The organism is Sphingomonas sp. Leaf38, from assembly GCF_001421825.1.
Classification (GTDB): Bacteria; Pseudomonadota; Alphaproteobacteria; order Sphingomonadales; family Sphingomonadaceae; genus Sphingomonas.
In genome coordinates this window covers 590,877-604,136 of record NZ_LMLD01000011.1, presented here as the reverse complement: position 1 = coordinate 604,136, position 13,260 = coordinate 590,877, and the positions used below count along the sequence as shown (strand labels likewise).

The window sequence follows — 13,260 nt, the reverse complement described above, 5'->3', positions numbered from 1 at the left end:
GACGTCTCTCGCTCGAGGGAACCCGGCGGGACCGGAGCACTCGTCCGCGCCGGACACCCGCCCGCGCAGTGGATCGACCGTGAGAGGCAGGTCTCCTGGCTTCCGGGTCGCCGCGCCCACCCCGCCTTCCCAGGCTGAAACCCAGTGGCATCTTCGGGGTGGCCGCTATCCGGTCACAGTTGCGGGTACAGCGCCGGTCTTGCGGATGGGGTCGCACCGACCCGGCCCGCGCACCGACTTCCCTTTTGATCCCGTCGCCGGGAACCCTTCACGCGAATGGCATTAGTCGCGCGCTCTGCACGGGTCAACGCAGCGGATACCGCCGTAATCCTGTCCCGCGACGACGAGACTATGACGCGGTTAGCGCAAACCGTAACGCAGACCGACCCAGATCGTTCGCGGCGTCGCGCGCTCGACGATGTTTGCGCCGCTTATCCCCGCCTCGACCCGCTCGTTGAGGACATTCTCGGCCCGGAACTCGGCTGTCAGCGAGCGCAGGATCGGCAGCGCCGCATAGGCATCGAGCGTCGTCGCCGGATCGAGCACGCGCGTATTCTGGTCGTCGTCGAACTGCTGGCCGATATGCCGCACCGTCAGCGACACCGCCGCCGCATCGTGTCGCCAGTCGACCGTTCCCGACACCTGGTCGCGTGGCGTCTGCGCGGGTCGCAAGCCGTCCAAGGCGGCGGTGATCCCCGAACCCTCGACCGTCGAATTGGTGTGCGACCACGACGCCTGCACGCCCAGTCGCCCAGGGCGATACGCCGCATCCAGTTCGAAGCCGTGCGCACGGATCGCGTCGAGATTCTGGCGGACGCGATAGGTCGTCACCCCCGGCAGGATCTGTGGCGGATTGGTCGTCGTGACGTTCGCCACGGCTTCCTTCAGCCGGTTATGGAAATAGGTTGCGGCGATGCTCACGCCGGGGGCCGGGGTCAGCGTCGCCCCGGCTTCGACCCCGGTCAGTCGCTCCGGCGATAATTGGGCGTTCGCCGCGGTCGCGTCGTTACCGACCCGGAAAGGGCGATAGAGTTCGTTGAGCGTCGGCAGGCGCCAGCCGCGATAGCCCGCTGCGCGCAGCGTGATTGCCTCGACCGGCTGGTACGCCACGCCCGCCCGGCCGGTCGTCTCGCTGCCATCGCGATCCGCGTAGCGCAGATTGGTCAACGCAGCGCCGCCCGCGAGCGGTCGTTCCGACAGATAGCCGCCATCGATCGACCACCAGTCGACCCGTGCGCCCAGACTGAACGTAAAGCTACCCGCGACGACGCTCCCATCGGCGAACGCGCCGGTTGTCGTCGTGCCCCCCCCCGCCTCGCGCCGACGCGACGGTACGGCGTTCACGAACGTATAGAGCTCCTGCGTCTTGCCGCTCACGTCGCGGATATCCGCGCCGACCCTGAGCGTGATGTTCTCGCCCAGCGGCGGCGCGATCTCGATCCGCCCGCCGAGCCCTGTCGCCGGCGTGTTATACTGGTTCAACGACTGGGTCGCGGTCGTCCGCGCGGCATTGATACTGTTGAAGCTGCTCGCGAACGCGCGCGTCTGCAGATACGCCAGCGCCGAATAGCCCCAGGCGCCGCGGCCGATCAGGCGAAGGCTGGCATCCGCTCCCTCGCTCCTGTTGGCGGTGAAGTCGCTCCCCCGGTCGCGCCGGTCGGTGAATGCGCTCGCATTCATCTGCAATTCGGTCTTCGCATCGATCCCGACGACCGTCCGCAGCGCGCCCGACGCCTGTTCGTACGGGGCGGCATGATCGACGATCCCGCGGCTCTCCTCGACGGTCGGCGTAAAGCCGTCACCACGCGCGTACGCGCCCGATAGCGTCGCGAACCCCGATCCGCGCACCAACGCTGCCGACGCTTGCCCGTCGACCGAGTCGCGACTGCCATAGGCGACGCTGCCCTGGACCGGGGTGAGTTGATCGGGTGTCGCGCTGTCCAACTCGACCGTCCCGGCGAGCGCACCCGGCCCCTGATACCCGCTCCCGCCGCCACGCGTCACGCGGATGCGCCCGAGCCGCCCCGTCGCATAGGCCGGAAACGCCACCCAGCCACCAAATGGATCCGCCTGCGGCACGCCGTCGAAGATCAGCAGCGCCCGGCTCGACGCATTGCCACCGATCCCGCGCAGCGAAATGCCCTGGCTGGTCGGGTTCGCGCTCCGCGAGTCGGAGCGGCGGAACTGCTGCAACCCGGCGACGTCGGCGAGCACGCTCTCCAGCCGGTTGCTCGCATTCGCCTGGATCCGGGCGCGATCGATCGTGACGATGTCGTAGGCACGATCGCCCGGCGCATCGGCGAGCCCGCGCCCGGTCACGACGATCTCGGTGGACTCATCGGCGGCAGGTGCCACGACCGACTGCGCAAGCGCCGGACCGGAGGACGCGAGCGCGATAGCGAAAAGCGAAGGACGAATCATGGCCCCCGCATGACAGCTTTTCGCGATATCTGAAGGCCCGGAATAGCGTCGGCGGCAAAAAGCCCTGCTACAGGATGAGCCTAACCGGCGGAATACACACGCATCGGGATAACGAAGGGTGGCCTACTCCCCCGCCCATTCCTTGAGCAGCGTATAGGCAATCGCATAGGGCGGCGGCGCGACGAACGGCCCCTCCTCCCCGCGCAACACCGCGCGTACCATTTCCCGCGGCACCCACATCGCATCCTCGAGCTCGTTCACGTCGAGCGTGATCGCGTCGTCCTCGGCCTCCGCGACGCACGCCATCATGAGCGACGACGGGAACGGCCAGGGCTGGCTGGCGACATAGCGCACCTTGCCGACGCGAACCCCCGACTCCTCCAGGATCTCGCGCGCGACCGCTTCCTCGATCGACTCGGCCGGCTCCACGAACCCCGCGAGCGCCGAATACCGCCCCGCTGGCCAGCCCTTGCCACGCCCGAGCAACGCTCGCCCGTCATGCTCGGCGATCATGATCACCACGGGATCGACCCGCGGGAAATGCTCGGTCGCGCAATTCGGACATTGCCGTGCCCATCCGGCGCGTATCATTTCGGTCGGCGAGCCGCACTTCGCGCAGAATCCGTGCCGGACGTGCCAGTCGATGACGCTGCGCGCGCCCGCGTAGGTCGCCGCCTCACCCGGTGCGAGCGACGCCAGCACCGCCATCAGCGCGGGCGATCGCATCGCCGGCGCGGTCTCGACCCGCATTCCCGCCAGCAATGCCGCAAAATGCGGTCGCCCACTCTCGTCGAGCCCGAGCAGGATCGGCGCGGCATCGTCGGGCATGTCCGCCATCGACGTCCAGGCGAGATGCCCGTCATCGGTTACCCCGGGCTGCAACCCGTCCAGCACGAGCAGCCGCGCGCGCCAATCGCGCGTCGCCGCTGCCAGCGCGTCCGGATCATGGCGCAACGCATCGGACCGGTCGAGCGTCCCGCCGGTAAATCCAGGTGCCGCCATCACGCTCATCGGCGCAACCGCGCAGCATCCTGCTGCAGCGCCGCGACCACGTCCTCCCGCAGCGGAATCCGATCCGCCGGGAAGTAATTGACCATCACGTTGCCGCGCGTTCGCTTGAGGGGATCGACCCACGCGACCGTCCCCGCCGCGCCGCCCCAGGCGTAGGTGCCCTTGCCCGGCCCGTTCGGCATGGTCTCGAGCACCACCGATCCGCCCGCACCAAAGCCCATGTTGCTGCCCTTCGTCCCCCCGGTACCGCCGCTCACGCCGCCATAGGTCACGCCCGCCGGCAGCAGGTTCGACGTCGCCAGCGCGATCGTCTCGGGCTTCATCACGCGCACGCCATCGAGCGTGCCGCCGTCCTGGATCATGTGCAGGAATCGGTCGTAATCGCGCGCCGACATCACCAGGCCGGCGCCGCCATACGGAAAGCTCGGCTTCTGCAGGAACACCGACGTCGCGGCGGGATCGAGCGGCGTCCGCGTGTCGCCGACAAACGCGTAGTTCGTGGCCAGCCGCCCGACCTCGCTCTGCGGCACCTGCCAGAAGCTCGACTTCATCTTGAGCGGATCGAACAGCCGCGTCTGCACGAACCGCTCGAAGCTCATGCCGCTCGCGACCTCAATCACGCGGCCCATCACGTCAAGCCCGATCGAATAGCTCCACTTGGTGCCCGGATCGGCGATCAGCGGCAGCGTCGCGACGCGGTTCGCGAACGCCTCCAGCGACGTCGGCCGGACCAGCCGCATCTTCTCTTCCATCGCCGCGTTGACCGATGCCGGCAGGATGCCGAGCCGCTCATATTCCTTGAGCAGCGCGCCCTTCGTGACGATCGAATAGCCGAGCCCGGCAGTATGCGTCAGCAGGTTGCGGATCGTGATCGGTCGCGTCGCCGGACGCGAATCAAGCGACGTATCGGGGCTTGTCGCCACCTTCATGTCCTTGAACGCCGGGATATATTTGCTGACCGGATCGTCGAGGTTGAGCTTGCCGTCCTCGATCAGCATCATCGCCGCCATGCCGGTTATCGGCTTGCTCATCGAATAGACGCGCCACAGCGAATCGGGGCTAACCGCCGGTGCGCCTGCATCGTCGCTGATCCGGCCCGCCGATGGGAACAGTGTCGGGCCGTTGCCGACCCCGAACGCGCCGACGATGCCGGGCATCGTGTTGCGCGCCACATAGCTGTCGAACAACGTCGTCGTCGCGGGAAGCAGCGCCTTGACCGGAATCGTCATACGCGGCGCAGGGCGCGCTTGCGAAAGGGCTGCTGGCCGGGGCTGCGCCTGCTGCGCATAGGCGGTCGCGGCGGCCAGCGCGACAAGGCCGCCCGTCGAAATCCAGTGCACCAGTTTCATGCAGCTCTCCCTATGGCCCAGTGTCGTATCGCTCTGCCGGCTTTGGCGAACACGGTCGGCAGCCCGGCGCTGTCCAGGTCGTCGATCGGCCACCATTCGCTTCCGGCTGGAGCGCGAGGGTGATGCGCCTCGACCGTCGCCACCGCAAGCGTCAGTTGCAGATCGAAATGCGTAAAGCCGTGCGCAACCGTCGCATCGAGCATCCGCCAGTCGGCCTGCGCCGGCGCGTCCTCGAGTTCCGGCGGAAGATCGCCCCACGGCCCGGTCGGCAACGCACGCATCCCGCCGAGCAGCCCCGTATCGGGCCGCCGCACGAGCAGCACCTGCCCGCCACGTTCCAGCCAGAAGATCGTGCCGAAACGCTGCGGCTTGGCCGCCTTCTTCGCCTTGACCGGCAACCGCTCGGGCGCGCCCTGCCTGAACCCCTCGCAATGCTCGCGGATCGGACACAGCAGGCATTTCGGACTGCGCGTCGTGCACGTCCCCGAGCCCAGATCCATCATCGCCTGCGCAAAATCGCCCGCGCGCGCGTCGGGCGTGATCGAGTCCGCCGCCACCCGAATCGCCGGCCGAGCGCCCGGCAAAGGCGTCTCTATCCCGAACAGCCGCGCCACCACCCGCTCGACATTCGCATCGACCACCACCGCGCGCTCGCCGAACGCGATCGCCGCCACCGCCGCCGCCGTATAGGCGCCAAGCCCCGGCAGTTCGCGCAGCTCAGCCTCGGTCCGCGGGAACACGCCGCCATGCTCGGCGACAACGGCCTTGGCCGCCTTCACCAGATTGCGCGCCCGCGCATAATAGCCAAGCCCCGCCCACGCGGCCATCACATCGGCATCGTCCGCCGCCGCGAGGCTCGCGAAATCGGGCCAGCGCGCGGTCCACGCCAGGAACCGCGGCGTCACCGCGGCGACCGTCGTCTGCTGCAACATCACCTCGGACAGCCACACCCGGTACGGATCGACGGCCTCGCCGGGCTTGGCGCGCCACGGCAGGTGGCGGCGATGCGCGTCGTACCAGTCGAGCAGGGCCGTCGAGACCGAAGAGCGCTTGGCGTTCACGCGTCGCCTATGGCATGGGTTTGCGGATGAGCAAGCCGCCCGTTTCCCTGCCTAAAGCTCCGACGCCCAAGCCGGCGACGACCAAGTCCGCCAAAGGGCGCATAAAAGGCAAGACCGATCCCGACGCCCCGCGCGAGAACCGCTCGCGCGCGGTCGCCGAGCTGCTGCCTGCGATCGGCGGCGCGGCGTTCCGGCGATTCGGCTTCGTCCAATCGTCGATCGTCAGCCGCTGGCCCGATATCGTCGGCGCGAAGCTCGCGGGCGCCAGCACCCCCGAATCGATCCGCTTCCCGGTCGGCAAGAAACAGGATGGCGTCCTCACGCTCACCGTCCGCGGCGCGCACGCACCGATGATGCAGCACATCGCGCCCGAGATCATCGAGCGCGTGAACCGCTTCTTCGGCTATGCCGCGATCGTGAAGGTCGCGATCCGCCAGGGCGACGTCGCCGCCCCCACACCCCGCCGCGCCCCGCCGTCGATCCGCCCGGTCCCCGTCGATCTCGGTGCGAGCCTGACCACAAGTCTTCGGGGCATCGCCGATCCGGAACTGCGCGCCGTCCTCGAATCCCTCGCCGCCGGAGTCGCCTCGACGCACGGCCTTCCCAGGATCAATTGATGCGCGTCCTCCTTGCCGTCTTCGCCCTCTTCCTCCTGACCGGCGCCGCGCCCAAACGCGACTGGTCGCAGACCGCGCGTATCCTCCCCTCGGGCGCCTATCTGATCGGCAACCCCGCCGCGCGCGTGAAGCTGGTCGAATATGCCAGCTACACCTGCTCGCACTGCGCCGACTTCTCGGTGAAGTCCGAACCCGTGCTCAAGCGCCAGATGATCGCGTCGGGCTCGACCAGCCTCGAACTGCGCCACTTCATCCGCGACCGGCTCGATCTGTCCGCCGCGATCCTCGCGCGCTGCACCGGGCCCAAGGGCTTTTCCGCCACCTCGTCCGCGATCTTCGCCGCGCAGCCGCAATGGCTCGAGCGCGGGATCGAGTATCAGCAGGGCAACGCCGCACGGCTCGCCATGTATCCGGCCGCCGCGCAGGTCCGCGCGAACGCCGACGGCTCGGGGCTGACCGCGATGGTCAAGGCGCGCGGGCTGTCCGACGCGGCCATAAACGCCTGCTTCGCCAACCAGCCCGAGATCGACCGGATCGTCAAACTGACCGCCGACGCGCCCAAGGAGATCGACTCCACGCCGACCTTCTACCTCAACGGCAAGATCGTGCCGCATGTCGGCTGGGACCAGCTCGAACCCGCGCTCCGCAAGGCCGGCGCCCGCTAATGCATCAGATCCACTGGAGTACCCCCATGAAGTTCCTCACCTCGCTCGCCGTCCTGCCGCTCGCGCTCGCCGCCTGCTCGAAGAACGATTCCACCGGCAACGTCGACACGCCCACTGCCGCGCCCGTCGCCGCCACCGCCGCGCCCGCCGGCCAGAACTGGACCGAGACGGTCGTGAAGACCCCCGAGGGCTATCTGATGGGCAACCCGAATGCGGCCATCAAGCTCGTCGAATATGGCGCGCGCTCGTGCCCGACCTGCGGCGCGTTCGCCCGCGAGGCGTACAAGCCGCTGACCGAGAAATATGTCTCGACCGGCAAGGTGAGCTTCGAATTCCGCGACTTCCTCGTCCACGGCGCGCCCGACGTCGCGCTGACGTTGCTCGGCCAGTGCGGCGGCGTCGCGCCGTTCTTCCCGATCCTCGAGCAGATGTACGGCAACCAGATCGCGTTCCTCGACAAGCTCCAGGCGATGACGCCCGCACAGCAGCAGGAACTCGCCAACCAGCCGCCGACGGTGGTCGCGACCAAGCTCGCCGAGCAGATGGGCGCGATCGATTTCGTCAAGCAGCGCGGCATTCCGGAAGCGAAAGCGCGCGCCTGCCTGGCGGATCAGAAGCAGCTCGAAGTGATGGCCAAGCCCACCGAAAACGCGATGCAGGCCGGCACCGTCACGGGCACGCCGACCTTCCTGATCAACGACAAGAAGCTCGACCAGGTCGTCAGCTGGGATCAGATGGAGAAGGCGCTGAAGGCGGCGGGGGCGTAAGCCGCCCCCCCTCCCCCCCCGGCGAAGGCCGGGGCCCAATTGGAAAGGTCGCAGTAACGGAGCGCGACCTCCGTTAGCACCGTCCCCCAATTGGGCCCCGGCCTTCGCCGGGGTGGCATTGCGGTGACCCATGCGCACTCCCCCCTTGTTCTCCCGCGAAGGCGGGAGCCCAGTCTGGGTCCCCGCCTTCGCGGGGACACATGTTTTGCGGTCAGGATCGGGCTAAGGATCACCACGCAGTCGTAGGGGGGAGGGCGCAAAAAATGCAGATCAAACGCCTCCGCATCACCGGCTTCAAAAGCTTCGTCGACCCCGCCGACCTCCGCATTGAACCCGGCCTCACCGGCGTCGTCGGCCCGAACGGCTGCGGCAAGTCCAACCTCCTCGAAGCACTCCGCTGGACGATGGGCGAGGCCAGTGCCAAGTCGCTGCGCGGCGCCGGCATGGACGACGTCATCTTCGCCGGCACCGCGACCCGCCCGCCGCGCGACTTCGCCGAAGTCTCGATCCTCGCCGAGGTTGCCGGAGACGAACGCGAGATCGTCCGCCGGATCGAGCGCGGCGCGGGCTCCGCCTACCGGATCGACGGCCGTGACGTCCGCGCGAAGGACGTCGGCCTGCTCTTCGCCGACGCCGCCACCGGCGCGCATTCCCCCGCCCTCGTCAGCCAGGGCCGGATCGGCGCGGTCATCGCCGCCAAGCCTGCCGACCGCCGCGCGATGCTCGAGGACGCCGCGGGAATCGCCGGACTCCACGTCCGCCGCAAGGACGCCGAGGGCAAACTTCGCGCCACCGAAGCCAATCTCGCCAAGCTCGACGAGATCATCGCCGACCAGGACGCGCGCGCCGCCACGCTGAAACGCCAAGCGCGCGCCGCCGAACGCTATCGCCTGATTTCCGCACAGATCCGCGTCGCCGAGGCGCGCACGCTCTTCGCCCGCTGGCGTGACGCCGCCACCGCGTCCGATTCCGCCAAGGCCGAAGCCACCGCTGCCGAAGCCCGCGTCCGCGCCGCCACCGACGCCGAACGCAGCGCCGGCAAGGATCAGCACGGTGCCGTCGAAACGGTCGCCACCGCCCGCGCCGGCGCGCTCGCCGCGCGCGACCGCGTCGGCGATCTCGCCCACCGCCTCGCCGCGCTGAACGCCGAGAAGACCAACGTCGAAGGCCGCATCGCCGACCTCGCCGACGCCCGCATCCGGATCACCGACGACCGCGCGCGCGAAGGCTCGCTCGCCAGCGACGCCGCCGCCGCGCTCGCTGGCCTCGCCGACGAAGCCAAGACACTCGACTCAGCGATCGCCGACGCCACCGCCGCGATCCCCGATCTCGATACCGTGCTCGCCGTTGCGGAACGCGCGGCGCGCGATGCCGAAGTCGCGCTCGCGCAGGCGCTCGCCACGCAAGCCCGCGACGCCGCCGAGGTGCGCGTCGCCAGCGCCGCGCTCGCCGCCGCCCGGTCGCGCGCCGACCGCGCCGATCGCGACGCCGCGCAGATCGCCGCCGCGCTGCGTGCGCTCGGCGACCCCGCCCCGCTCACCGTCGCGCGCGACGCCGCCGCGGACACCCGACGCTCCGCCGCCGCCACCGCGGACGCCGCGCGCCACGCCATCGCCCGCGCCGACACCGACGAAACCGCCGCGACCGCCGCACGTGACGCCGCAGAAACCGCGCGCGCCACCGCCCGCGCAGACCTTGCGGCGATAGACAGCGAGGCCGCCGCGCTCACCAAGGCCACACAGCGCTCCGGCCGCGACCGACTGCTCGATCACGTCTCCGCCGCCACCGGCTATGAACGCGCATTCGCCGCCGCGCTCGGCGACGATCTCGACACCCCACTCGATGCCTGGGTCGTCGCCGCTCCCCGCGCCGACGACCCCGCAGCCCCCGCCGGCGCCGAGCCGCTGACGGCGCATGTCGACGCGCCCCCCGCGCTCGCGCGCCGCCTAGCCCAGGTCTTCGTCGTCGACACCGATGCGGGCCAGTCGCTCGCGGTCGGCCAGCGGCTCGTCACCCGCGACGGAATCTTGCGCCGCTGGGACGGCTTTACCGCCACCGGCACCGGCGCGGCGGCCGCCGAACGCCTCGTCCGCCGCAACCGCCTGACCGCGCTCCAGTCGGCACGCCCCGCCGCCGCCGCCGCGCTCGACACCGCAGAGACCGCGCGCGCCGCGATCGACCAGCAGATTGCCGACGCCCGCCGCCAGTCGCAAACCGCCCGCGCCACGCTGCAACGCGCCGAAACCGACACCCGCGACGCAGTCCGCAACGAAGACCGCGCCACCGCCGCGCTCGAACGTCTCGCCACACAGCGGTCCGATCTCGACGTCCGCGCGCACCGCATCGCCGACGACGTCGCCGACGCGCACGCCGAACGCACCCGCGCCGAGGCGGCGATGGCCGCAGTTCCCGACGGCACCGCCAACGCGCGCCTTGTCGCATCGCTCCAATACGACGCCGAACGCAGCCGCGCCGCCGTCGCGCAAGCACTCGCCGACCGCATCGGCCTCGACCGCACGCTCGCCGCGCACCGCGAGCGCCTTGCCGCCGCGCAGGCCGACACGCGCAGCTGGCGAGCCCGCGCCGGCGAGGCCGCCAAACGCATCGCCAGCATGGACGCGCGCGAGACGACGCTCGACGCGGACCGCGCCGCCATCGCGAATCGCCCCGTAGCGCTCGCCGCCGCGATCGCCACGCTCGACGCCGAACACGACGAAGCCCGCACCACCGCCGACGCGCTGCGCGCCACCGAACACACCGCCGAGACCGCTGCGCGCGCCGCCGACGACGCGCACCGTGCCGCCACCGAAGCGCTCGCCGTCGCCCGCGAGGCGCGTGCCGGCGCGATCGCGCGGGTCGAAAACCACGAAGCGCGCCGGCTCGATCTCGGCAAGCTCTCGGGCGAACGCTTCCAATGCCCCGCCCCCGTCCTCCCCGAACGCCTCGGCTTCGCGGTCGCCGACATCCGCGCACCCGCCGAGGAATCCGCCACGCACGACCGCCTCACCACCGACCGCGAACGCATCGGTCCGGTCAACCTCGTCGCCGAAACCGAACTCGCGGCGCTCGAAGACGCGTCGCGCGGCAACGCGGTCGAACGCGACGAACTCGGCCAGGCCGTTAACCGCCTGCGCGGTTCGATCGGCACGCTCAACCGCGAGGGCCGTCAGCGCCTGCTCGCCGCGTTCGAGGCGGTGAACGGCCATTTCCAGCGGCTGTTCACCACGCTGTTCGACGGCGGCAGCGCGCATCTCGAACTGGTCGATTCGGACGATCCGCTCGAGGCCGGGCTCGAGATCATGGTCCAACCGCCCGGCAAGCGCCTGCAATCGCTCACGCTGCTATCGGGCGGCGAACAGGCGCTCACCGCGGTCGCGCTGATCTTCGGGCTGTTCCTCACCAACCCCGCACCGATCTGCGTCCTCGACGAGGTCGACGCGCCGCTCGACGACGCGAATATCGAACGTTTCTGCGACCTGCTCGACCGGATGGCGCGCGATACCGACACGCGCTACCTCGTCGTCACGCACAACGCGGTCACGATGAGTCGCATGCACCGGCTGTTCGGCGTGACGATGATCGAACGCGGCATAAGCCGCCTCGTCTCGGTCGACCTTCAGGCCGCGACCGGGCTGATCGCAGCCGAATAAATGCGCTCTCGCGGGTGATTTTGCGCGATATTCTCGCTGTCGCTGCGCTATAATACGGAGATGTTTCTGGACGACTCCAGCATCTGGCCGCGTAAGGAGGAGCTTCCTCCGAAGAAGCCCGTCTATCGCCACGAAAAGGCGCTGACCCGGCTGATCTTCGTCTATCTCGCCCTCCTGCTGATCCTGCCCGTCAGCCTGGGCGGGATGGTCGATCTGATCCGTTATCTGTTCGACTGAACAAGCGCTGTCCTACACGCGATCGGCCTGACAGCATGCGATTGCTTACGGCATATCGATGCGCCACCCCTCGCGGCGAAACGCCTTCCAGCGTGTGAACTTTGTGAACTTCACTCTGCCGCTGTTACAGAGAACCACGCCGCCTCAGCGACATAGTGCCATGGCGACAAGTTGATCTCCATCACTCGACACCTTCCACCATGGAACGTAAGACGAACGAATGGCCCAACTCGACACCCGTGAAAAGCTCGAGATCCTCGCCGATGCGGCTAAATACGATGCGTCCTGCGCGTCGTCGGGGACCGCCAAGCGCAATTCGAAGGACGGCAAGGGGCTCGGCTCGACCGAGGGCATGGGCATCTGCCACGCCTACGCCCCCGACGGCCGCTGTATCTCGCTACTCAAGATCCTGCTGACCAACAGCTGCATCTTCGACTGCCATTACTGCATCAACCGCAAGAGCTCGAACGTCCGCCGCGCGCGCTTCACCGCCAAGGAAGTCGTCGACCTGACGATCGCGTTCTACAAGCGCAATTATATCGAGGGGCTGTTCCTCTCCTCGGGCATCATCGCCTCGTCCAATTACACGATGGAGCAGATGGTCGAGGTCGCGCGGAGCTTGCGCGAGGATCATCATTTCCGCGGCTATATCCACCTGAAGACGATCCCCGACGCTGATCCCGAGCTCGTCCACCAGGCCGGGCTCTACGCCGATCGTCTGTCGATCAATGTCGAACTGCCGACCGCGAACGGGCTGAAGCGCCTCGCCCCCGAAAAGGATGGCGTCCGCATCGAAACTGCCATGTCGGAGGTGAAGGCTTCGATCGCCGACGGCAAGGATGCCAAGGCGAAGTACAAGTCCGCGCCGCGCTACGCCCCCGCCGGCCAGTCGACGCAGATGATCGTCGGCGCCGACGCCGCGACCGACGGCGATATCGTCCGCAAAGCCTCGACGCTCTACGACCGGTTCGGGCTTCGCCGCGTCTATTATTCCGCGTTCAGCCCGATCCCCGATGCGAGCGCCGTCCTGCCGCTGCAACGCCCGCCGCTAATGCGCGAGCACCGGCTCTACCAGTCCGACTGGCTGATGCGCTTCTACGAATTCCAGCCGAACGAGGTGGTGGCGGCCGCCGACGACGCGACCGGAATGCTCCCGCTCGATATCGATCCGAAACTCGCCTGGGCGCTCAAGTTTCGCGGCTCCTTCCCGGTCGACGTCAACCGCGCCCCCCGCGAGCTGCTGCTCCGCGTCCCCGGGCTCGGCGTGAAGGCGGTCAACGGCATCCTGATAAGCCGCCGCTGGCGCCGCCTGCATCTCGCCGACGTTGCCCGCCTGACCGTGTCGATCGCCAAGCTCCGCCCGTTCATCATCGCCGAAGACTGGCGTCCGGTGATGCTGTCCGACGCGGCAGACCTCCGCCCGCTGATCGCGCCAAAGCCAAAACCCAAGCAGATGGAAATGTTCGCATGACCGCCTGTTCC

Annotated in this window: 10 protein-coding genes and 1 riboswitch; of the genes, 6 read left to right on the top strand and 4 right to left on the bottom strand. The window is 69.0% G+C overall.

Going from position 1 to position 13,260, the window contains the following annotated elements; genetic code table 11:
* Window positions 1-67: 67 nt before the first annotated feature.
* Window positions 68-284, bottom strand: a riboswitch (cobalamin riboswitch).
* A gap of 76 nt (window positions 285-360) precedes the next feature.
* From ASE88_RS10180 to ASE88_RS10165, 4 genes are all read right to left on the bottom strand, one after another.
* Entirely contained in the window at window positions 361-2,421 is a 2,061-nt protein-coding gene (locus ASE88_RS10180) for a TonB-dependent receptor (protein WP_056477902.1), read from the bottom strand.
* Between the two features lie 123 nt (window positions 2,422-2,544).
* Window positions 2,545-3,423, bottom strand: a complete 879-nt coding sequence (gene nudC / locus ASE88_RS10175; RefSeq protein WP_056479356.1) for an NAD(+) diphosphatase — start codon at window positions 3,421-3,423, stop codon at window positions 2,545-2,547.
* Between the two features lie 5 nt (window positions 3,424-3,428).
* On the bottom strand, window positions 3,429-4,781 hold the full coding sequence (locus tag ASE88_RS10170; RefSeq protein WP_056477901.1) for a serine hydrolase domain-containing protein: 1,353 nt from the start codon (window positions 4,779-4,781) through the stop codon (window positions 3,429-3,431).
* Window positions 4,778-5,809 carry an A/G-specific adenine glycosylase gene (locus ASE88_RS10165; RefSeq protein WP_156357047.1) on the bottom strand — a complete coding sequence of 344 codons (1,032 nt, stop codon included), beginning with the start codon at window positions 5,807-5,809 and terminating at the stop codon, window positions 4,778-4,780. Before ASE88_RS10165 ends, ASE88_RS10170 begins: the two co-directional genes overlap by 4 nt.
* A 59-nt stretch (window positions 5,810-5,868) precedes the next feature.
* Between ASE88_RS10165 and ASE88_RS10160 the strand changes: the two genes are divergently transcribed.
* The 6 genes from ASE88_RS10160 (at window position 5,869) to ASE88_RS10140 (ending at window position 13,249) form a co-directional block, all read left to right on the top strand.
* Complete coding sequence (locus ASE88_RS10160; RefSeq protein WP_082466469.1) at window positions 5,869-6,459, top strand: DUF721 domain-containing protein; 591 nt, start codon at window positions 5,869-5,871, stop codon at window positions 6,457-6,459.
* Complete coding sequence (locus tag ASE88_RS10155; RefSeq protein WP_056477898.1) at window positions 6,459-7,124, top strand: thioredoxin domain-containing protein; 666 nt, start codon at window positions 6,459-6,461, stop codon at window positions 7,122-7,124. The genes ASE88_RS10160 and ASE88_RS10155 overlap by 1 nt, the downstream gene beginning before the upstream one ends.
* Window positions 7,125-7,150: 26 nt before the next feature.
* Window positions 7,151-7,891 (top strand): thioredoxin domain-containing protein, encoded by a 741-nt coding sequence (locus tag ASE88_RS10150; protein WP_056477896.1) that lies wholly within the window; start codon window positions 7,151-7,153, stop codon window positions 7,889-7,891.
* A 263-nt stretch (window positions 7,892-8,154) separates the two neighbouring features.
* Window positions 8,155-11,541 carry a chromosome segregation SMC family protein gene (locus tag ASE88_RS10145; protein ID WP_056477894.1) on the top strand — a complete coding sequence of 1,129 codons (3,387 nt, stop codon included), beginning with the start codon at window positions 8,155-8,157 and terminating at the stop codon, window positions 11,539-11,541.
* Window positions 11,542-11,601: 60 nt separating this feature from the next.
* The gene (locus ASE88_RS19235; RefSeq protein WP_200910200.1) at window positions 11,602-11,778 is read left to right on the top strand and encodes a hypothetical protein; all 177 of its coding nucleotides are present in this window, start codon (window positions 11,602-11,604) and stop codon (window positions 11,776-11,778) included.
* 220 nt (window positions 11,779-11,998) lie between these two features.
* On the top strand, window positions 11,999-13,249 hold the full coding sequence (locus ASE88_RS10140) for a putative DNA modification/repair radical SAM protein (RefSeq protein ID WP_056477892.1): 1,251 nt from the start codon (window positions 11,999-12,001) through the stop codon (window positions 13,247-13,249).
* Window positions 13,250-13,260: the final 11 nt, after the last annotated feature.